Origin of the sequence: Dictyobacter aurantiacus (assembly GCF_003967515.1) — a bacterium.
Lineage (GTDB): Bacteria > Chloroflexota > Ktedonobacteria > Ktedonobacterales > Ktedonobacteraceae > Dictyobacter > Dictyobacter aurantiacus.
In genome coordinates, this window is record NZ_BIFQ01000001.1 from 2,472,625 (window position 1) to 2,494,082 (window position 21,458).

General features: G+C 54.6%; 14 protein-coding genes. 3 read left to right on the forward strand and 11 right to left on the reverse strand.

Translation table 11 applies throughout. The features are described from left to right. Window positions 1-28: 28 nt before the first annotated feature. On the forward strand, window positions 29-3,688 hold the full coding sequence (locus tag KTT_RS10015) for a type ISP restriction/modification enzyme (RefSeq protein WP_126595838.1): 3,660 nt from the start codon (window positions 29-31) through the stop codon (window positions 3,686-3,688). A gap of 330 nt (window positions 3,689-4,018) precedes the next feature. Here the strand turns inward: KTT_RS10015 and KTT_RS10020 are convergent, their stop codons facing one another. Next, window positions 4,019-5,011, reverse strand: coding sequence for a tyrosine-type recombinase/integrase (locus KTT_RS10020; protein WP_126595839.1), 993 nt, complete (start codon window positions 5,009-5,011; stop codon window positions 4,019-4,021). A gap of 465 nt (window positions 5,012-5,476) precedes the next feature. On the opposite strand from KTT_RS10020, the gene KTT_RS10025 reads away from it, so the two are divergent. Next, window positions 5,477-6,118: a hypothetical protein gene (locus KTT_RS10025; RefSeq protein ID WP_126595840.1), complete on the forward strand. Its 642-nt coding sequence runs from the start codon at window positions 5,477-5,479 to the stop codon at window positions 6,116-6,118. A gap of 230 nt (window positions 6,119-6,348) precedes the next feature. Here KTT_RS10025 and KTT_RS10030 read toward each other — a convergent pair whose 3' ends face one another. The 8 genes from KTT_RS10030 to KTT_RS10065 all read right to left on the reverse strand — a co-directional run bounded on the left by KTT_RS10030 (window position 6,349) and on the right by KTT_RS10065 (window position 15,065). Then, window positions 6,349-6,861 carry a hypothetical protein gene (locus KTT_RS10030; protein ID WP_126595841.1) on the reverse strand — a complete coding sequence of 171 codons (513 nt, stop codon included), beginning with the start codon at window positions 6,859-6,861 and terminating at the stop codon, window positions 6,349-6,351. An 83-nt stretch (window positions 6,862-6,944) separates the two neighbouring features. Beyond that, window positions 6,945-7,628, reverse strand: coding sequence for an HlyD family secretion protein (locus KTT_RS10035; RefSeq protein WP_126595842.1), 684 nt, complete (start codon window positions 7,626-7,628; stop codon window positions 6,945-6,947). A gap of 97 nt (window positions 7,629-7,725) precedes the next feature. Next, the gene (locus tag KTT_RS10040) at window positions 7,726-9,357 is read right to left on the reverse strand and encodes a DHA2 family efflux MFS transporter permease subunit (RefSeq protein ID WP_126595843.1); all 1,632 of its coding nucleotides are present in this window, start codon (window positions 9,355-9,357) and stop codon (window positions 7,726-7,728) included. A gap of 389 nt (window positions 9,358-9,746) precedes the next feature. Beyond that, window positions 9,747-10,295 carry a hypothetical protein gene (locus KTT_RS10045; RefSeq protein ID WP_126595844.1) on the reverse strand — a complete coding sequence of 183 codons (549 nt, stop codon included), beginning with the start codon at window positions 10,293-10,295 and terminating at the stop codon, window positions 9,747-9,749. 29 nt (window positions 10,296-10,324) lie between these two features. Further along, on the reverse strand, window positions 10,325-11,008 hold the full coding sequence (locus KTT_RS10050; RefSeq protein ID WP_126595845.1) for an HlyD family secretion protein: 684 nt from the start codon (window positions 11,006-11,008) through the stop codon (window positions 10,325-10,327). Between the two features lie 208 nt (window positions 11,009-11,216). Beyond that, on the reverse strand, window positions 11,217-12,848 hold the full coding sequence (locus KTT_RS10055; protein WP_126595846.1) for a DHA2 family efflux MFS transporter permease subunit: 1,632 nt from the start codon (window positions 12,846-12,848) through the stop codon (window positions 11,217-11,219). A gap of 158 nt (window positions 12,849-13,006) precedes the next feature. After that, complete coding sequence (locus tag KTT_RS10060; RefSeq protein ID WP_126595847.1) at window positions 13,007-13,627, reverse strand: TetR/AcrR family transcriptional regulator; 621 nt, start codon at window positions 13,625-13,627, stop codon at window positions 13,007-13,009. A gap of 193 nt (window positions 13,628-13,820) precedes the next feature. Further along, window positions 13,821-15,065, reverse strand: a complete 1,245-nt coding sequence (locus tag KTT_RS10065; RefSeq protein ID WP_126595848.1) for a hypothetical protein — start codon at window positions 15,063-15,065, stop codon at window positions 13,821-13,823. 476 nt (window positions 15,066-15,541) lie between these two features. Between KTT_RS10065 and KTT_RS10070 the strand changes: the two genes are divergently transcribed. Continuing rightward, entirely contained in the window at window positions 15,542-16,756 is a 1,215-nt protein-coding gene (locus tag KTT_RS10070) for an IS110 family RNA-guided transposase (RefSeq protein WP_126594464.1), read from the forward strand. Window positions 16,757-17,038: 282 nt separating this feature from the next. Here the strand turns inward: KTT_RS10070 and KTT_RS10075 are convergent, their stop codons facing one another. Then, a complete protein-coding gene (locus KTT_RS10075) occupies window positions 17,039-19,270 on the reverse strand; it encodes a protein kinase family protein (RefSeq protein WP_126595849.1) in 2,232 nt (743 codons plus the stop codon). Between the two features lie 4 nt (window positions 19,271-19,274). Continuing rightward, window positions 19,275-21,449, reverse strand: a complete 2,175-nt coding sequence (locus KTT_RS10080; protein WP_126595850.1) for a protein phosphatase 2C domain-containing protein — start codon at window positions 21,447-21,449, stop codon at window positions 19,275-19,277. Between the last annotated feature and the right edge of the window lie 9 nt (window positions 21,450-21,458).

Genomic DNA, 21,458 nt, shown 5'->3' on the forward strand with positions numbered 1-21,458 from the left:
GCTCTGAATTCTAGCAAGGAATGCTGTAATGACGACCAGTGCATTGGAATTGTTCTATGCGTATGCCAATGAGGATGAACGTCTACTTAGGAAGCTCAACAAACATCTTGCGCTACTCGTTCGCCAAGGTTTAATTTCCCCCTGGTCTTCTCAAAACATCACCGCTGGAACTTTGTGGGAACAGGATCTTCGCTCTCACTTAAAAACCGCCGATATTATCCTTCTCCTCATTAGTGCTAACTTTATTGCCTCTGACTACTGTTATAGCGTTGAAACCAGGGAAGCACTGAGACGCCATCGAGCAGGTGAGGCACACGTTATTCCTGTCCTTCTTCATCCCTGTGATTGGGAATATGCTCCGTTCGCCCAATTAGAACCTTTGCCTAGCAATAGAAAGCCTGTTACAATGTGGACAAATGAAGATGCTGCACTCACCAATGTCGCTAAAGGTATCCGTAAAGTCGTCAATAAAGTAAATGGAATAGAAGAACCGGAAGCCGATCAAGAGACTGAGAGCAAGACGAAAAGTGCCAGAGGTGGGGATGCTGGGAGAAGGAACATGGCGCGTACACCACAGAACATTGATAGGAATTACCTCAAAAAGGTCGTCAGGCAGTATAAGGAAGAGCTAAAGGGCTACCAGGAAGTTGCTAACTACGAGCTGGGTCTACGTGCCGCATTTCAAAATATGTTATCCACTGTGGCAAAATACTGTGGTTGGTCGCTTGCTCCTGAGATGACGATTGGTAAGATTCGCCCTGATGGTGTTGTCTTGGATGAGTTTCGTATCCGCCGTGGATATTGGGAAGCCAAAGGACCAAAGGTTAATTTAGACGAAGAGATTCGCAAAAAGATTGCTACCGGTTATCCCCTGACTAACACACTCTTCGAAGATAGTAAACGGGCTGTGCTCTACCAGGGCAAACGCAACCTACCAAATGAATACGACCTCTCGGACCAGAACCGCATCATTGATCTCCTCCGCGATTTCTTCACCTATGTTGAGCCGGATATCGAGAACTTTGAGGAAGCGGTTGAAGAGTTCAAAGAACGAATACCAGAACATGCCCAGGCACTACTTAACATCATCAAAGAAGAACACAAACTGAACAGGAAGTTTCAAGCGGCATTTGCTACCTTCGCTGAGGTCTGCCGCACTTCGCTTAACCCTAAGATGAACAACGAAGCTATTGATGAGATGTTAGCCCAGCATCTTCTAACAGAACGCCTCTTCAGCACTGTATTTAATAACCCTGACTTTGTGCGCCGAAATGTTATTGCCGCTGAAGTCGAGAAGGTTATTGATGCATTGGCTAGCCGCTCTTTCAATCGTACTGAATTTCTTAAGGTTCTCGACCGCTTTTATGTCGCAATAGAAAAAGCCGCAAAAGGAATTGAGAGTTGGAGTGAGCGCCAAGAGTTCCTCAACACTGTCTACGAGCGCTTCTTCCAGGGTTTTGCCGCAAAGCAAGCCGATACTCATGGTATTGTCTACACTTCACAAGAGATTGTTGATTTCATGGTTGAGAGCGTAAACGAGGTACTCAAGCGCGAATTCGGTAAGTCTATCGAAACTCCGGGTGTAAAGATTCTTGATCCCGCCACTGGTACAGGTAATTTCGTCGTCAATCTCATTCGCCGCATCGACGATTTTAATCTGGAGAAGAAATATAAAGAAGACCTCTTCTGCAATGAGATTATGTTGCTCCCCTATTATATCTCTTCCTTAAACATTGAACATGAATACTACGCTAAGATAGGCCAATATGAACCGTTTGAAGGGATTTGTTTTGCTGATACTTTAGAGCTTGCCGAAGGGGATCAACAATTGGCGCTAGATATGTTTGCAGAAAAGAATACAAGACGTGTCAAGCGTGAAAGAGAAGCTAATATTACCGTGGTCATAGGCAACCCACCTTACAACGTTGGACAAAAACGAGAGAACGATAATAACAAAAATCGCAAATATGAAATAGTAGATAAGCGTATACGAGATACTTATGTGAAGGGTTCAAGAGCTACCCTTAATACCCAACTTTACGATGCTTATGTTAGGTTTTTCCGCTGGGCCAGTGACAGAATTGGTAAGGACAACGGAATAGTTTGCTTTGTTTCTAATAATTCATTTATAGATCAAATTACTTTTGATGGTATGCGTCAACATTTGCTACGTGATTTCAATTGTATCTATCATCTGGATTTTCATGGCAATGTACGCAAAAATCCGAAATTATCGGGAACTACTCACAATGTTTTTGGTATTCAAGTAGGAGTTGGTATCACTGTCGCTATACGCCGATCAAACAGCCACCAGCATTCGTTGTATTATCACAGAGTGCCCGAGTATTGGCGCAAGAAGGAAAAATTATCATTTCTAGCAGAGAAAGACAACATCTACAACCTTGAATGGCAACTATTAACTCCTGATGATAGACATAACTGGTTGACTGAGGGTCTTCACCCAGAATTCCATTCGTTTTTACCGGCGGGATCAAAGGACGCTAAGCTTGCTAAGAACGCCGAAGTAAAAACAATTTTTAAAACGTATTCAACAGGAATTAATTCAGGCAGAGATTCTACCGTTTATGCCTTCAATGCTGCCGTGTTAACCGATAAAGTCAAACAGTTTATAGATGAATATAATTCGGAAATGACAAAATGGGTTAGGAATGAACGCCCTAAAGATGTTGATAATTTCGTTAGCTACGAGAAAATTAAATGGAGCCGCAACCTTAAACGAGATTTGCAACATGAGCGGGAGATGCAATTTAGTGAAGGCAGCATAAGAAACGCCCTATACCGCCCCTACACGAAAGTTCTATTGTACTACTCCGATATAGCTATTGACGAGCAAGGGACCACTAAAAACCAGTTCCCTACACCAGCGCAAGAAAATGAAAACATAACGATTTGTGTCCCTGGGCTTGGAGACAGAAAGGGATTTGGGTGCCTTGCGACTAATGCGATACCTAGCATGGATTTAGCATTTGAGAAGGTTCAGTGTTTCCCTTTTTATACCTATTCTACGGATGGAAGTAGTAGGCAGGAAAATATTACAACTTGGGTGGTTGAGCAATTCAGTTCTCGATACGGTTTTACAGTTAGTAAATGGGACATCTTCTACTACGTATACGCATTAATGCATCACCCGCAATATCGTGAACTTTATAAAGAGAATCTAAAACGCGATCTTCCTCACATTCCCTTATTAATGGATCGGGAAGATTTCGAGGTATGCGTAAGTGTAGGCAAGCAACTAATGAACCTACATGTAAATTATGAGCAGGCGGACGAGTATCCATTGAAGGCGGTATCTAACAAAGATATTCCTTTGGATCAGCGCCTCTACGTTAAGAAGCTGAAGCTTTCAACAGATAAGACAGCGCTGGTAATGAGCGAAGGGCTAACGTTGGAAGGTATACCCCCAGAATGCTTCGAGTACCGTTTAGGAGGTCGCTCTGCACTGGAGTGGGTTATCGACCAATATCAAGTCTCTATTGATAAGCGCAGTGGTATCGAGAGTGATCCTAATCGCCTGGATGATCCTCAGTACATTATGCGCCTGGTCAAGCGGGTTGTGGCGGTAAGCGTTAAGACGGTAGAATTGGTAAAAGAGCTTGCGGAGGCAGTGACGGCCGAGGATTGGTTAGGTGAGCAGGTGGAAATTGGCGATATAGCATCAATTTAAAGGTGAGGAAGAAGAGATCTAAAGGCTGCTGCTCTCTAGGTCTCTTCATAACTATTGCTCAGAATTAGTTTCAATAATGTCAGAAGGCAAGACGACGAATGGGAACCCACCCCGCTGATCTGCCTCGACCATGTAATGCGTTGGGATCTGTCTCCCCGCTACTACTCCAGGCCCACATACCCATATAATTACACCTGTGTATGTCTCTCCGGCTTCGGTAAAGGTGATTCGCTCGCCCTTCTTGTGATCGCTATAGGTGGCCGCTGGTCCAAACAGATCTTCTAGCGCCTGGTCATCCATTCAATCGCCTCCTTCATCTCTTCGGCTTTATCACTTCAAGCTATCGAGCACGCTGGCAACGTTCCTCGCGTCCCTGGCCTGGAATGCTCTCAAGTAGTTCTCCGTGACCATAACTGAAGTGTGCCCCATCAATCTACTAAGCTTATAGAGATCGCCGCCATTTGTCAGGAAGGTTACAGCAAATGTGTGTCTGGCAGTGTGTGGGCTGCATCTTACTCCCCTCACGTGTCCCCAATTCCCAAGCCGCTCAAAAAGCTGCAAGAGTCCTGATGCTGTCATCGGCTTTCCTGCTCGGGAGAGAAACACGTGATCCTCCTGGTTGATTGCGTCTCGGTAACGGTGCATATATTTGTGGATCGCGGCTTTAGAGTTGTTCCCAAGCGGTACCTCTCTCCACTTGTTTCCTTTGCCGAAGACCTTAAGATAGGATTCTGATTTAGAGAGATAAACATGGTCAAGAGTAAGGCCGCAGAGTTCAGAGGCCCTGATTCCGGTATCAAAGAGGACCGCAAGTATAGCTTTATCCCTCTGTATCATTTCCTCATTATACTCGTTCTTACAGGCTTCAAAGAGGGCACGTATATGAGCGGGGGTAAAGATCTCAATAACCTTCTTATCCACCTTTGTCATCGGCATACGTTTGGCTAGCTTCTCACTGACCACATCCTCTAAATCCTCTTCCTTGCTACACCAGTTGAGAAAGCTCTTTACCACCTGTGTATAGCCGTGTTGAGTGTATGTGCTGAGTGGCTTTCCTGTCTGTGGATTGGTCCGTGTCTTCAAGTGTTCTGTAAATTGCCGAAGATGGAGAACTTTCATTGTGTCCAGAGTGAGATCCTTTTCTGTGCACCAATCGCTGAAGACCTGAAGTTTTTGAAGATACCATTTCTGCGTTTCGGGGGAGAGGGAAAGGACTGCATAGGAATAAGCTTCAATTGCCCAGGCCACTGTCATCGGCTCCTGGATCTCGGCGGCTTGTTTTGGTCGGGTAACCACTGATAACCTCCTCTGCGAAATAACCATCGCTCTATCTGCTTGGAAATCTCGTCAAGGCAGGTGTGGAGCGGGTTCATCGCAGGGGGTGGTTAGGAAACCGACGCTCTATCCACTGAGCTACAGCCCCGCTGTCTTTTATAATAGCATATCCTCGACATTCCTTCAATCCTCTTGCAGAGCCAGGAAAAGAGATGTAGCGTCTTTTACGTCCAGGACGCACACAGAGAAGAAAAAGAGGCTGGCAAAAAAACACCTTCTTTACTTTCCTCCTGCCATCAAGTGACTTTGTCCGGACAAGAGAGCTAGCAGTCGCTATCGGAGCTGATAAAAATCCTTCCAATAATTTTTTTATTCAGGGTTCCGCGCAAAAGGGCATATATGGACAATACATTCGCCATATTAATTTAGCTTTAAATTTATAATTAATATATAAAGTACACAATAGCGCGTGTTAATGAATTTCGAGTCTGAGCCATTAAAGGAGAAACACTTATGAGAGAATTATTTATGGTAAAGCGAACATCGCTCATAGCCGGGTTGATCATGGCGCTAGCCGTATGGGCTACAACGGTAGGATTAGGACTCAACATCGGTATCGTAGGAGCAGCATCGGTAGTATCGAGATCAAACACTGGAACTGCAGCAGTTGCTTTCCACAACCACTGCTATACCCAGATTACTCCAATGTGGGGTCCCCACAAACACAAGTGTCCCCAGGGTATGCCACCACCCTGGGGACCTCAGGGTGCTCTGGTGACACCGCTCACCACAAATAATAGAGGTTGTGACTTCGAGCCTGCGGAGCCATCGGGAACGGGAAGTGGAACTGGCTTCGCGATCATCAACACAACCGGATCGGGGCGATTAATTCTGAATGTGGTGCTTATGAACGCCACCCCCAACACGACCTACAATGTCAGGCTGATCCAGACCCCTACCAGTAGTACGAACGACTGCGGATCCTTCCTGACAGGAGAAACCACGCTCACGACAAACAATCAGGGGAACGGGCATGTGAACTACCAGGAGCCTATACTACCTGGTGCCCACGATGCGTTTGGGGTCCTTAATAATGCCAATCCGGCACTGGCCGGTACGGATTTCTACACTACCCAGCAGGAGTTGTTCTTTTAGCTAGGCGTTGGCTCACCGGTGTTTTAAGCCGTTTTGCATCACCTGCACAGGTATTCATTCACCAGCTACGCAACTGAGTCCGGTAATGTATCATTGCCGGACTCCTTTAATATGAGCAAAAAGAATTTTATATTTTTAACATCAGAAACGCCTGGCCAGCTTCTACCATCTTCTAACGCTGTTGGATTAAGCCTTGGCATGCCATCCGTAGCTTTAGCAGGGCTGTGCGACTAGTCTTTGTGGACCTCGTCGGGGCCATAGGGGACGGAGCTGCGATAGTATGGCTGGTCGTGGCGGCCACGCGCATCCATGCCTTCGAGGATGCCGCTGAGCTCTATCAGGTGGCGCTCGATCTCTTGCGATTGGCGCTGGAGGATGCGGAGCTGGCCCGCCAGCTCATACACCCGGCGGTTGAGAGATTGGGCGCTGATATCCTCGTCATAGTAGCCGGGCGCCAGGCTGCCACTCGGACGCGACAGGGCGGTCTCGTCGTTGCGGCCGTCCTGGCTCTGATGGGTATTGAAGGCTGCGGGCGGTTGCTCAATGGGCCGAGGCGTCGCGTCCGTGGGGGCGACCGCGCTGGGTGAGCCCGCGGCCTGCGCCGCCATCAGTTCGGTCTGGGCCTGACTATTGTTGGGCAATCTGGACCCGCTGCCGCGCTCGCCGCTGTCCCCACGGGCCAGAAAAAAGGCGAGCAGCAGTGCCGCAATGGCGACAGCGATGAGTCCACCGGTAATCAACATGCTTCTTCCTTTCGCTTCGAATCGAGGGACACCTTCATATCCAAGGTGCCCCTCTCTGACAGGTTTCTTTCCTTCTTGCCCGCCTAGTGCACGTGAATGGTGACTTCCGCGCTCATCCCAGGCACGACATTGTCGTTCCCGGTGCTATTCAGGCTGATGACGACGGGGATGCGCTGCGATACCTTGGTGAAGTTGCCGCTGGCATTGTCCGAAGAGGGCAGCAGCGAGAACGAACTGGCGGTCGCCGAGACGATGTTCTGGACGTGGCCCTTATAGGTGGTGCCGCTAAAGGCATCGATGGTCACGTCAACGTCCTGGTTCACCTTCACGTTGTTGATGGCACCCTCATCGACATAGGCGGTGATCGTCAGGTTGGTGAGATCCGCCACCTGGGCCAGCGCCACGCCGGGGGTCACCGTCTGCCCCTGGACCGCCGGGAGTTGGACGATCGTGCCGTCAATGGGGCTGGTGATATCGATATTGCTGCTCTTCGCGCCGCCGGCGGCCGGGGTACCGCTGCCAGTGGTGGGAGCCACGGCGGTGATGGTGCCGATCGTCTGGCCGGCGGTCACCTTGTCACCCAGCTTGACCGACAACGTGGTCAGCTGGCCCGGCTGGGGGCTGCTGACGCTCAAGATATGCCCGGTCACCTGGGCATCGTCGGTCTGGTAATTAATGTAGCCATTGTAGAACCAGTAGAAAGCGCCACCGGCGATGGCCAGGATGGCGATCATGATTAAAATTGGAACAAAGACCATCCGTCGCATGGTACGTTCACTCCTTCGATCATTCGTATCGATGTATTTTTCAATCGGACGTGAGGTCCGAACCTATGGGTTGGACGCGGGGCCGGGCCGATGGGTTTTATACGGCCATCATGGCTTCTTCGCGGGCTTTGGCCTCTTCGTCGCTTAAGGGTTCTTGTTGGATCGGTTGATTTTTTGGATTGCGGCGACCGGAGCCGACAAAGAAGGCCGCGACCACGGCGACCAGTGTCAGCGCCAGGCTGAGCCAGAAGGCGTCCTGGATGGCCAGGATATAGGACTGCCGCATCAGCAGGCCGCTGATGGTGCTCAGGGCCGTGCCATAGGCCTGGGTCGCCGAAGCCCCATGCGAGATAAACAGCGCCTGCAGGCGCGGCACCAGTTGTCCCAGCGGGGAGTCCGGCGTGACGCGCTCGGCCAGGTGGGCATAGTGCAGTCTGGTCTGGCTCTGGACCAGCGTGGCGATGATAGCGACCGCCAGCGAGCTGCCCACAAAGCGCAGGGTGGTGCTGACCGCCGTGGCCTGCGCCAGCTGGCGCGGCCGAATCTGGGCCAGCGCCGATACCATCAGCGGCTGCAGACACAGGCCGATGCCGAAGCCGCGCAGGATCAAGAGCAGCTGGAACGAGCCAAAGGGAATATAGAGATCTAAAAAGGCGAAGCGCCACATGGCGATGGCGGTGATGACCAGGCCCGGTATCACCACAGCCCGCACTCCGAAGCGATCCACCAGCCGGCCACCGACCAGCACGGCGATCATAGACGCGAACGCCTGCGGCAGCAGCAGCAGTCCGGCCTGGAAGGCGCTCAGCTGGCGCAGATTCTGCAGGTAGACCGGGACCAGGAAGAGTCCGCCAAACAGGGCGAAGGTGACCAGGATGCTGGCAAAGCTACTGGTCGAGAACGAGCGATCCCTGAACACGCGTATATCCAGCAGCGGCTGCAGCTCTCGCCGCACGCGGCCCAGCTCGACAAAGATGAATATGACCAGCAGCAGGCCACCCCCGAGCAAGCAGCCCAGCACGGTAGCCGAGGTCCAGCCATCGGTACTTGCGTCCGAGAGCCCATAGAGCAGCAGGCCCAGCCCGATCGCCGACAGCACGAAACCGGGGATGTCAAAGCTGGTGCGGGCATCGCCGCGTGCCTCGTGGAGATAGATCGCCGCCAGAATCAGGCCGATAATTCCCAGCGGGACATTGATATAGAAAATCAGCTGCCAGCCGGCGAAGGTGACGATGTAGCCCCCAAGGGTGGGACCGAAGGCCGGGGCCAGCAGGATCGGGATACCCAGCACGCCCATGGCCGTACCACGCTCCGCCGGTGGGAACTCCATGTAGAGCAGCGTGATGGCCAACGGCGACAGGAAGGCGCCCGTAAAGCCTTGCAGCAGGCGAAACGTAATCAGCACCGGCAGGCTCCAGGCCAGGCCGCACAGGGCCGAACCCAGCGTAAAACCCAGCAGCGACAACATATAGAAGCGCTTGATCCCGATGCGGTCCGACAGATAGGCGGTGAGCGGCGTAGCCACACCCTGGGCCAGCGTATAGCCGGTCAACACCCACTGCACACTATTGAGATCCGAACCAAAGGCACTCTGTAGACGTGGAATGGCGATATTCACGATAGTACTATCGAGAATACTCATAAAGATGCCAAAGATCACCACGCATGCCACAATCCACTTATATGGCAATCCCCCGCTCCGTGGCGCGGCAGGTGCAGACATCTGCATAGACAGAAACTCCTTATAATACGCTGTACAGACGCGATATTGCTATATGCATATCGAGCAATGCAAAGTACAAAATACAGTCATGTTCCAGAGTTCAATGTCGCTTAGTAAGCAATCAAGTAAGTGACTGGTTAGTTGTCATTTGACTTACAAACAGATTTCTTGACTACTCAGTCATCAATTTACCAGAAGGTCATTTCAAAGTCAAGGGATTAGGAGGGGGATTTTTGCCTTCGGCACATGACTCGACGCGCCTGCGGCGCTCAAAAATATTTTTGGATGTGTGGTGTGGTGGTGTCAGGAGGCGCTGGGCGCCTGCCTGACACCACCACACCACACATAAATATAAAAGGGCGGCCGCGCATGCGCGACCGCCCGGAGCGGAGCGATTAATCGCCGTAGGGCATGGATGGTACGGAGGAGCTCCTGCTGAGCAGGGGTTCTGATCCGTTGCCGTTGTGGTTGGTGCGGTTCATGTGTTCGATGACGCCGCTGAGGTGCATAAGGTTCTGCTCGATGTCACGGGTCTGGCGCTGCATGATGTGCAGCTGACCGGCCAGTTCGTACAAGCGACGGTTGAGGGCGGCAACATCGGGCTCGGGCTGGCTCACAGAATGCTCCTGCGGCCAGTAGGCGGGCGTAGCGTTATAGCGCTGCGTCGCATCCTCAAAGTTGTTGACGCGAGGCATGGACGTCGTCGTATCCTGGCTGAGATCGGGCATGCTGGCATTCTTTGGGAACTCCAGCTGCTGGCTCTCACTTTTGAGCTCGGGAGCCGGGATGGTGGCCTTTTTCTCTACCTCAGGCTGTACCGGCGTCGCTGGCTGCGCGCTCTCCACCCTGGCAGGCTTCGCGTTTTTATCGCCACCGCCACGTGCCAGGAAAAATGCACCCAGCAAGGCGAGAACGGCGATCGCGATAAGTCCTCCAATGATCATTTTTCTCTCCTTATGTTACTCTGGCACAATTAGTGCACGTGAATGGTAACTTCCGCGCTCATGCCCGGTACGATGTTGTTGCCACCGTTGTCACCCAATGAGATGATAACAGGGATGCGCTGCGAGACCTTGGTGAAGTTGCCACTGGCGTTGTCCGAAGAAGGCAGCAGCGAGAACGAACCAGCGGTTGCCGCGACGATGTTCTGGACGTGGCCCTTGTAGGTAGTGCCGCTATAGGCATCGATCGTCACATCGACATCCTGGTTCACCTTGACGTTGTTGATGGCGCCCTCATCGACATAGGCCGTGATGGTCAGATTGCTGAGGTCAGCTACCTGGGCCAGTGTGGCACCGGGAGTTACCCCCTGTCCCTGGACCGCCGGAACCTGGACGATCGTGCCATCAATCGGGCTGGTGACATCGACGGTAGCGGGCTTAGCAGCGGCCGCTGCAGCCGCCGCACCGGTACCAGTGGTGGGAACCGTAGTGATGGTGCCAATGGTCTGGCCAGCGGTCACCTTATCACCCAGCTTGACCGACATGGTGGTCAGCTGGCCCGCCTGGGGACTGCTCACGCTCAAGATATGCCCGGTCACCTGGGCATCATCGGTCTGGTAATTATTGTAGTTGTTGTAGAACCAGTAAAAAACACCACCCGCGATGGCCAGCATGGCCACCATAACCAGGATCGGTACAAAAATCATGCGACGCATGGTGCGTGATCTCCTTCAAATCAAAAATCAAAAAAATGATAAAAATTTGTATTTATCTATGCATCTTGTATCCCCGCCTTCGGCGGGGAGAGAGGAGAATTGGTGGGGACTTGAGCATGCTCCCAGCATGCTCGCCCACACCCCGGCAGGAGGCGCTAGCCGCCCCTCCTGCACCTCCCCGCTCGATGGTTCATGGTCGAAACGGCTATTAGACAGCCATCAGGGCCTCTTCTTTGGCTTTCTGCTCTTCGTCGGTCAGCGGACGCTCCTCGATCGGGTCATTCTTTTTGTTCTTCTTCTTGCCGCTGACAAAGAAGGAGGCGATAACGGCCACTCCCACCAGAATCAGCGTGACCCAGAAGGCATCCTGCATGGCCATCACATACCCCTGCAGCTGCAGGCGGCCAGAGATATACGCCAGCGCCGTCCCATAAGCGGCCTGGGCCGATGAACCACGGCTCATCAGGATGGCCTGCATCTGGGTGATAAAGTGACCGATGGGCGAGTCAGCGGTAACCTGCTCGGCCAGGCGGGCATAGTGCAGCTTGTCGCGCGAGGTCACGTAGGTCGAGATCACCGACACGGCCAGCGAACTCATCACAAAGCGGAAGGTGGTGTTGACCGACGACGCCTGCGAGAGCATCTGAGGCCTGATCTGCGAGAGCATCGAGACCGTGAGCGGCTGCAGACACAGTCCCATGCCGAAGCCACGAATGATCAGGGCCATCTGGAAATGGCTCACCGGCTCGGTCAGACTGAGCGAGGTCAGCATCCACATGGCGACACCCATGATCAGCAGGCCAGGGATAACCACCGCGCGTACGCCGATCTTGTCAACGAGACGACCGCCGATGACGACCGCCAGCATGGAGGCGAAGGCCTGCGGCAACAGGACCAGGCCGGACTGGAAGGCCGATTCGCCGCGCAGCGACTGCAGGTAGACCGGGATCAAGAACAGGCCGCCATAGAGGGCGAAGATCACCAGCGTACTGGCGATGATACTGGTTGTAAAGACGCCATTGCCGAAGACGCGCAGGTCCAGCAGCACGGATTTACCCTGCTTCGCCCGCGACAGCTCCAGGACCACAAAGAACACCAGGCAGAACAGCCCGCCAATGATACAGCCGAGCACAGTCGCCGAACTCCAGCCGCTGGTACCGGCATCCGACAGACCATAGAGGACCGCTGCCAGGCCGATAGAGGCAAAGATAAAGCCCAGGAAGTCGAAGTCGACACGCTGCCCCACGCTCTCACGCAGGAAGAAGAATCCCATCAGCAGACCGACGATACCGATCGGCAGGTTGATATAGAAGATCAGCTGCCAGTCGGAATAGGTGACCAGGTAGCCACCCAGCGTCGGACCAAAGGCCGGCGCCAGCAGAATCGGGATACCCAGGAAACCCATGGCCGTACCGCGCTCGGCGGGCGGAAACTCCATGTAGAGCAAGGTAATCGCCAGCGGAGACAGGAAAGATCCAAATATCGCCTGAATAATACGGAAAATAATCAACGACTCCAGACTCCAGGAGAGTCCGCACATCGCCGATCCCAATGTAAAGCCAGCCAGTGCGACAAGGTATAAACGCTTATTGCCGATCCGGCTCGCCAGGTAGGCGGTCAGTGGGGTGGCCACACCCTGGGCCAGCGTGTACGCTGTCAACACCCATTGAACACTGGTCAGATCAGCACCGAAGGCGTTCTGTAAGCGTGGAATGGCGGTATTCACGATCGTTCCATCCAGGATGGTCATGAACAGGCCAAAGACGACCACTATCGCAACAACCCACTTATAGGCAAGTCCCCCCGCTTTTTCCTGCGGAGTTACTGTAGAAACTTGCATAATGAGTTACTCCTTACGACGCAATTTCAATATATTTAAACTCATAGGTATAAAAAAGACAGAGACATTGTTTATGCATTTTTTTATCAGAGAGCGGCATTGCTAGATCTGGCAACAAATGTTCCGTCGGTATATTCCATTTATCGGCACGACCGGCTTTAGCCCGCAGGCGCGGGCGTGGGGGCTGTGATGCCGTGAAAATAGATGCACTTCAGGTGACCAACGAGATCTTCGTAGGTGACCTGCTGCCTCTGGTGAAAGTTCTTGAACAGGCGCGAGACGATGATGCCAAACAGGGCCTCAACCATCACCTCGGTCGGCAGGCTGGCATTAAAAATGCCCTCCGCCTTCCCTCCATCCAGAATCACACTGATCCGCGCGCGCATCCCATTAAAATATTCTTTGATCTCCTCGTGAATCTCCGCCTCCAAGTCAGAGGCGTTACGAATGATAAAGAACACCGGGTGCTTCTCAGCCAGGTGGTAGCACAGCGTATCGATCATCAAGGTTATCTTTTCCTGCGCCCCAACCTGCATGCTGGCAATATTCTCGATAGCGACGTGCAGATCATGGAACTCACGCTTAAAGAGGGCGATCATCAAGGCTTCTTTGCTCTCAAAATGCTGGTAGAGCGTACCTTTGGCGACCCCGACCCGCTGGGCGATCTCGCCCATTGAAGTCTCATAGTAGCCACGCTCCAGCAACAACTCCTGTGTAGCCTGCAGGATCAGTTCTTCCCGCTCCTGCCGCTGTTTTTCTTTAAGCGATTGATGTATCATTTTTCTACAACCAATTCTCTAGAGAGATAATTCCTGTTCATCCCGGTTGATTTCTGACCAGTAATACTAAACTTTGACTAGCCAAATTTCTTTATGACTTTCTAGTCATTAAGTTACCAGAAAGTCAACCTTGTGTCAAGGGTTCAGATTTTCTTCTTATTTACGCGCATGGAAACCTCCCCTCCGCGCACGATCATTTATTTGATGGGGGTTCTTCTTTGTGGGTATATTGGAGGGCGAGTTCGGCGGCTCGTTCGATGGTGAGGTCGAGGGTGTCGAGAATGTTGCGCAGGTCGGTGCCCCAGCGGTCCTGCTGCTGGCTAAGGTCGGTCATGGTGTGGGAGACCTCCTGGAGCAGCTGTGTCGATTGCGAGGCGGCGCTAATCAGGGATGCCTGCTGGCGGGCCAGCTCGGCGGTTGGGACCGTCAGGCTCCGGGCCTGCCGCGTCAGCTCGCCGTTGGTCTCCTGCAGAATGGTGGCGGCGGCACGCACGTGGTCGGCCGTCTGCACCACACCCCCGCTGAGCCGCCCCATCTCTTTCAGGTATTTGCTGCCCTCTAGCAGCTGTTCCAACATGCGATCGGTCATCTGGCCGAAGCGATGCATGACCTGCTGCGACATCCCATCGTAACGGGTGGTAATATCCGTTGTGACGCCATCGAATTCCTGCGTCAGCTCTTGCGCGATGCTCGTAAAGCGCTCGGAGACCTGCCGCGTCATGCTATCGAAGCTACTGGTAACCTGCTCCAAGTTCGTTTCCAGACGGCGCCCCATGGAATCGATGCGCCGGGCGAGCAGGGTCAGGTTGTCCGCCGTGCTGAGCTGGCTCTTATAGTGCGCCAGGTAGAGCGTGACCATGGCCAGCGTATGGTTCAGGGCGGCCCGCAGATCCTGCTCCTGCCGCGCCTGTTCCTGTGATTGCCGTTGCTGGCGCGATGGTACGCCGGCCAGCCACAGTGAAGAGATCAGCCAGGCCAGCAGCAGGAGCAGATCGAGCAGCAGAACATTGCTGGCCCGCAGCCAGCCCGGCAACTGACCATTAAAGCCCTGCTGCCACCAGAAGAGAAACGATTGGCCGCCGCGTCCAGCAGAGGATGCTGTCAGGACGGCAGGATAGAGCGTCAAAGCCTGAATCAGGCTCACGCCGGTCAGCAGCACGGGCATACAGGGCAGCAGGATGCGCAGCAATGTTCGCCCATTGAGATCTACAAGCGATCGCCCTGGACGCACCAGATAGCCACGATAGCGCTCGCATACCAACGCCGGATCGATCAGCTGGTAGAGGTCGCTATCGGCCCAGGCGTTGATCTCGCCGCTCGCCTCATCTTGAATAGCGGCCTTCAGCAGCTTGAAAAGCCCGGCACTCTCCCCATCAAATAACTCGACACGCCGCGTCATCTCCGTCAAAATTTCTGTCATATGCGTAATATCTATCATAAATCTTCCTCAACAAATGGATGATGTAGGTACCATGTGCCCTTTAACGAAATAAGAGGGGGTAAAAATCGTTTGCCATAACACGAAAACGTTCCCGTAGGCGGCATAGGATTGCGGCCTGTTCATCGCTGTTCCTTTTTCGAACACGCAGCAATCCGGCCTTGTGCATGCCGCCTACGAGGATACATTTCCGTGTTATTGGCACACAATTTTCTCTCTTTTTCTTATACAGTAATATGTTTACAAGCCCTCTCGAGAGAGGGACGGAGCAAGCGGTACACTTGCTCCAGAAACGAGTCGAACGCAGGAGGCGAAAGTCTACCTCTTTCACCTGGCTCGACCAATTAGAAAAGATCGCGCTTCGCCTCCTGCTGTTCCTGGATGGAGCGTCCATTAGAGGATCGTGCCTTCATTGAGCACCGCAGTATAAGAACACGCTGACCCAGGAACAGTTCTCTTCGAGAAGGGAGTTTGCTATGTGGTATGCTGGTATTGATTGGGCGAACGCTCACCACGATGTGTTGGTCATTGACGATGCTGGCCGCCAAGTTGGATCGTTGCGCGTCAACCATACGCCTGAAGGCTTGCATCACCTGAATGCCTTCTTGGAAGATATTACTGGCCCAGATGATCGAGACCAGATGGCTTGCATCATCGAAACATCTCGTGGGCTGCTGATCACTGCGCTGCTGGAAGCAGGTTGGCACGTGTATCCAGTTCATCCCAAAACGGTTGATCGTCGGCGGCCAGCTTCTGGGGTAAAGACGGACGCGCTTGATGCCTACCTGTTGGCGAAACATGGACGGGCTGAACTGGTGGACTTGCGGCGCTTGAAACCTGATAGCGACATCATTGCTGAATTGAAAGCATTGACCCGCGATCAAGATAGCTTGATTCAGAGCCAGACCCGACTGGTAAACCAGTTGACAGCTTGCCTCAAAGCATACTATCCAGTGGCTTTGCAGTTGTTTGCCAAGCTTCAGCAGCATTCGACGCTGATGTTTTTGCAAACCTATCCGACTCCGCAAGCGGCTATGGGGGCCTCGGTACAAGAGATTGAGGTCACATTGCGCCAGGGAAGGCATACCAATCCGACAAAGGCAGCGCCCTTGATCTTCCAGAGGCTGCATCAATCCCATTTGACCGCTGATGCGATTACAACGCGGACCAAGTCCCGCCTGATGTTGGTCCAAGTCAAGCAACTGCTGCCGCTGGTGGAAGAGATCGCCGAATATGATAAGGTGATTGAAGACCTTTTTTTGACCCACGCTGACAGTCCGATTTTCAGCAGTTTGCCCCGTGCTGGAAAACGGCTCGCCCCTCGACTGTTGGCGGAGATTGGGGATGAGAGAAGCCGCTACCTGCGAGCGAGCAATTTGCAGGCGTTGGCTGGAACCTCGCCCGTCATCTTTCAGAGTGGAACCTACGCGAAAGCCCACCGCCGTTATGCCTGTAGTAAACCTCTGCGCAATGCCTTGCACCAGTTTGCGTGGCAAAGTACCCAACAAGAACCCTGGGCGAGGGATTACTATCTGCGTAAACGAAGTGAAGGGAAAAGCCATACGGAAGCCGTTCGTGCCCTTTCTAATCTGTGGGTGAGAATCCTCTTTGCGCTCTGGAGCAAGCACGAGTGCTATGACGCTGCCATCTTTCAGTCCGCGAAGCTGGCTCATGCTCCCAGAGCCGCATAGAAAGGGCCATCTTTGAAAGGCAAAACCGCCTGTTTTTTTGCCTTCAGCTGAGCATGTCTTCTTCTGATCATGCAAGCAGCGCGGTGTCAAGGAAAGTGAAGCGGCTTGACACCGCGCTGCGGCATGATATGCTCCTTCATGCTCAGTTGAAGGCAGTCCTTGTTTCCCCAGTTTCATTTCCCCCTTTCAGCTTTTCTTGATGCGCTTTTTAGACTTGACATAGAGGATCTTTTCTTCAATATCATTCCGCATCCCCGGCATCCACCACGTTCCCCAAAGCGATCATGTGGATTTACAGTGCGAGGTGGGGGTGCAACCGTCGGCGAAGAACCAGCGTCGCTGCTCATCCCAGGGATCGCGCAGGGCGCTATAGCCCTGGATATAGAGCGCGGCTTCGGCCGCCATATTCAGCCTGATCTCGCATGAGCCTCGCAGCTGTCCTTCTGGACGCTGTGCCCAGGTGAAATGCTTAGCGCCCGGCTGCCTGACATGGTTGGCCAGGCGGGGCGGCCAGCATTCATAGCTCCAGACCATGACGGCGTGCCGCACCAGAGCGTCATCCGGCCAGCGCCACGTAAGGGTGAGATATGTTGCATCGGCGCGCCGGCTGATGGTCGCCTTGAGCTCGCTAATGTCCTGCTGGCGAACCAGGCGCAGGGCTGCTCTCTGTAGCTTCAAGCGGACCAGCTGTCCCGGCTGATTGGGAAGCAGGGACCAGCCGAGACGCACGGCCTCCGCGTAGTCGCGCCGCGCCAGCGCCTGCTCGATCTTAGCGGCGGCCAGGGCCCCCTTGATGCGGTGCTGCTGGTCCGCCGAAAAGGCACTAAAGCGCTGCTCAAGCTCTGGCCGGTATGCCCGGCGGATGCGTGCATCGTCGTCCGTGGCGATTCCCCGTAGCACCTCGTCCCGCATGGTCTGATAGCCACGGGCCGCCTCAACCAGCTCCAGTTCCTGGGCTGAAAATCGGAAGGCACGCTGATAGGGCGAATCCTGAATCGCCTGGTAGGCCGTCAGCAGGGCCTGGCTATCATGTTCGTTGCTCGCCTGCTGGAATGCGTGGGCCAGCACCAGTAGCGACCGCTCCCTCTGCGTCACGCTATGGGAGGCGTTCAGCAGGGAGGCGTCGTAGGCCATGGCCATCTGCTGCGGCCGCTTCGTGGACAGGGCCATGCGGAAGCGCGCCAGGGCGCTGCGCCGCTGTTGCGCCAGCCGCGCCCGCTGCAGCAGCGCTGGCGGGAAGAGCTGCTCATCGAAGTGCCCAAAATTACTGATCTCTTCAAAGGCCGCCGCGATCTCCTCGTCATCCTCACGCTGGCAGACCTGCCGGAAGGCGGCTACGCGCTCAGCGAACTGGCGCTCCCACTCGCGCATAGTATAACCCTGAGCGGGCCGCATAGCCACAGAACTGCTGGAGAAGCTGCTAGCGGTCGCGCCTGGAGCCACCACAGGGCCCCGCTCCTCCATATGGAGCGTCGCGGCGGCCGCCCTGTCTATCTTAACAGCCAGCGCTGACGTGGTCGCCACAGAGCCAGGCGCCGCAGCCTGGTCCAGCAGGTGCCAGGGGAAACGTACCTGCTCAACGGGCTGCTGGCAGGCCTGACGGAGTGCGGCCAGGGCGCGGCTCACCTGATCCTCATTCAAGGCAGCCAGGGATCGCCACAGGCGGGAGTGATCGGGATCCAGGTAGTCCTGGCGCGTAAAGAGCAGATTGGTGTCCAGCAGCCTGCCCTGCGCGTCGCGTTTGGCGTATGTCTCCCACAGCTCCGGTTGCCGCGCCAGGGCCAGCAGAGCGGTATAGATCACCAGTGCCGAGAAATCGTCCATAGTGGCGTTAAAGGGGCGCGCCGTCATGTGCGGATGTTGATAGTCGGCCTGGCCCAGCAGGACGCGCTGCAGATTGGCCGCGCCGGGTCCAAACTCGGGCAGATAGACGCCATCGTAGTCCACCAGCAGCATCTGGCCATCCGTGCGGCACATCACATTGACGCCAGCCAGGTCCCCATGGGCCACCCCGCATTGCCGCAGCCGCACGATCAGCTGCTCCCATTGCTGGACCAGGCGCCGCAGCCTTTGTATGTTGCGGTGGCGACAGCACTCATCCACCATCTCCAGCAGCGTCAGACCATCGACCCACTCCATCGCGATGACCGGATAGGCGCGCGACGGCGACACCCCCTGCTCCTTGACCACCAGGCAGTCGGGGTAATAAGAGCAATCCACCGTAATATCTGGCAGGTGGGAGCGGAAGAAGGCGCCGATACGCTCATAGCGAAAGCGCATATCGGCGTCGATGGGCACGCGGAAGCAGCGCAGGGCACGGGCCTCCCCACTACGCGTCATAAACTTATAGACGACCGCGAAGCCCCCTTCAATGCCCCAGGGACGCTCAACGGGTCCCAGCGCGGTCCGCGTGATTAGCGTCGCCACCTTCCCCTGCTTGAGCTCGGGGTCCGCTACCTTGAGCCGGACCGCCGCGAACAGCATCGCCTCATCATAGGCCAGACGATCGGGCATGGCATCATCCCTTCCACCAGCTTAAGTGCGTCACCCAGGGGCAGACCCGCTCCAGGCGCTGCCTGAACTCGTCCGCGTCGTAGCCATGGGCCTCGCGCAGCCAATCATCCAGTTGCGTCGAACGCTCCCAGAGCAGATAATCCTCAAACAGCTGCCGGTTAAGAAAGATAAGCAAAATATCCTTGAGCTGCCCCTCGCTCAGCTCTAACTCCTGTAGCAGATGGTCATAATTAACCATGGGATCGCCTTTGAAGGCCTGCCAGATATCCGGCAGCAGGATCTCTGGCAACAGCGGCATGCCCACGCCGCTGCTATTAACGGCCCGAATCCCCTCCTGAATCAGAGGAGCATTTAACAGGTCGTCCAGGGTCGATTGCTCCAGCTCAACATCGCCAATCTTCTGGTAGATCCAGTGCATTAAATAGATGCGCTTCACGGCGCATACTTTCCTGAACCAGTCCTCGCTGATACCGGGCTCATGATGCTGAGCAGCCGTGCGAGTGGTGGCTGTCGCCACCTGCTGCTGCCTCTGCTGCCACAACAGCGCCAGGTAGGGTTTATCCTGTTCAGGAAAGAGCAGCGTATCCCTGTAAGGAGAGGCAAGGATGGCTTCGACTGCCTCCAGGACAGCCTGGTCATTCAGGGCGCGGCGCGCATCCATCCAGCGCAAAGCCAGCGCTGTGATCTCGCGCTCATCCTGTGACAGGCTGGCGAGGTTGCGTCCTATCACGTCCGCCGCCATGGCGATCTGCTCGATCTGCTGGCTGGCGATCGCCTCCTGCATATTCAGGCGGCCCTGCTCACGCAGCGCGGCCTGCTGAATCCGTTCCTGGTCGCGCCGTGAGATCGGGACCATATCCACGTAAGGAGAGGTTTGCAGGGCGGCCGAGGCTTCGACGATGGCCATATCATCGTTTGAGCGCAGAGCCTCGTCCAGATCGTGTTCCAGCTGCAGCTGCGCCGGATCTTTAATTATCACCTGCATAGGAACGGCTGTGGCTGGCGGTAGGGCCCAGCCGACCGCATTGGGATCTTCCGGAGCCTCCAGGGGGATGCCCAGCCGCGTCAATGTCTTGCGCACAGCGGCGGCGCATGGCTCCTCCAGCAGCAGATGCTCATGCTGACGCCATGCCGGAGCGATCATCTGAGCGGCCTGGGGACCATTAATCTCGCGTCGCAGCACCGCCAGCATCTCACGGAGCGCATCAGCCACCTGGCGCGCGCGCTGCTTCTGATCATCCGAGAAAAAGACCCCCTCCTGCGCCATGTCCAGTCCATCCCCAAAGATGATCGCGGCCAATTCTTTATTCTGATCCTGTACGGCCTGCAGAAAGTCGCCTTTGCGGCGGGCGCGCACCTCAGGACGATGGGCCATGGTCGCCCCAAGCAGGGTGGCGCTATCGTCGTGCGCGCGCGCACTCAGCGCGAGCAGGATGGCCGTGCTATCATCATCGATCATCGAGCCGGACTTACGGCAGGTCGCCACGAAGTCGGGCCAGCTCTCCGCCGTCTGCCCGGCGATGGCGTGGAAGGCGCTCAAAGCGCTCTCACCCACCCGATTTTCGGCATCGATAATCCAGCGCGCCACCGCATCGGTCACCAGCAACACACGATCACCCGCCTGCAGATCGATACAATACGTCTGCGCGCGGTGAAAATAGCGATGAAACGCGCTCAACTTCGACGGCAGGCTGATCGGCGGCTGATCAAAATCGCTCACCTGCGCCAGTGGAAAGGAGAGCACAGTCGAGGCGGCCGCTTTATGGATAAAGATACAGCTATCCCCAAAGACCATCATCTGCGCCTGAAGCGAAGCGTGCTCGCCCTCCCCGGACGCCGTCAGCATGCGTAGCGTCGCCAGGGTCGAAAAGCTCCCTTCATTCTGCACTTTTTGCTTCACATTCCAGGGCATCCCTTCCAGAGGCGGCAACGACTGCTGAAATTGCTCCTGTGCCACACGCAACCACCACTCGACCTCAAAAGGATCTTCACTGAGGAGAGGCACAGCCAGAAAATGATCGACGAGGTGCCTGGCCCACACATTTGAAAAGAGCGTCGTACCAACGCCGTCCGCCACCGCCAGCAACCCTTCGCCAAGGCTTATACCATAGGCATCTTCACAGGTCTGGTCATTATGCTCGGACTTCCAACATTGCAACCTGGTTACATGTGCATACATACAAATTCA

Bases quoted from the DNA above. Each gene is read 5' to 3' on its own strand.
- KTT_RS10040 (WP_126595843.1), bottom strand. From the start codon at position 9,357: ATGCAGATGTCTGCACCTGCCGCGCCACGGAGCGGGGGATTGCCATAT.
- KTT_RS10030 (WP_126595841.1), bottom strand. From the start codon at position 6,861: ATGTTGATTACCGGTGGACTCATCGCTGTCGCCATTGCGGCACTGCTG.
- KTT_RS10015 (WP_126595838.1), top strand. From the start codon at position 29: ATGACGACCAGTGCATTGGAATTGTTCTATGCGTATGCCAATGAGGAT.
- KTT_RS10045 (WP_126595844.1), bottom strand. From the start codon at position 10,295: ATGATCATTGGAGGACTTATCGCGATCGCCGTTCTCGCCTTGCTGGGT.
- KTT_RS10020 (WP_126595839.1), bottom strand. From the start codon at position 5,011: ATGGTTATTTCGCAGAGGAGGTTATCAGTGGTTACCCGACCAAAACAA.
- KTT_RS10060 (WP_126595847.1), bottom strand. From the start codon at position 13,627: ATGATACATCAATCGCTTAAAGAAAAACAGCGGCAGGAGCGGGAAGAA.
- KTT_RS10065 (WP_126595848.1), bottom strand. From the start codon at position 15,065: ATGATAGATATTACGCATATGACAGAAATTTTGACGGAGATGACGCGG.
- KTT_RS10025 (WP_126595840.1), top strand. From the start codon at position 5,477: ATGAGAGAATTATTTATGGTAAAGCGAACATCGCTCATAGCCGGGTTG.
- KTT_RS10055 (WP_126595846.1), bottom strand. From the start codon at position 12,848: ATGCAAGTTTCTACAGTAACTCCGCAGGAAAAAGCGGGGGGACTTGCC.
- KTT_RS10075 (WP_126595849.1), bottom strand. From the start codon at position 19,270: ATGCCCGATCGTCTGGCCTATGATGAGGCGATGCTGTTCGCGGCGGTC.
- KTT_RS10070 (WP_126594464.1), top strand. From the start codon at position 15,542: ATGTGGTATGCTGGTATTGATTGGGCGAACGCTCACCACGATGTGTTG.
- KTT_RS10050 (WP_126595845.1), bottom strand. From the start codon at position 11,008: ATGCGTCGCATGATTTTTGTACCGATCCTGGTTATGGTGGCCATGCTG.
- KTT_RS10035 (WP_126595842.1), bottom strand. From the start codon at position 7,628: ATGCGACGGATGGTCTTTGTTCCAATTTTAATCATGATCGCCATCCTG.
- KTT_RS10080 (WP_126595850.1), bottom strand. From the start codon at position 21,449: ATGTATGCACATGTAACCAGGTTGCAATGTTGGAAGTCCGAGCATAAT.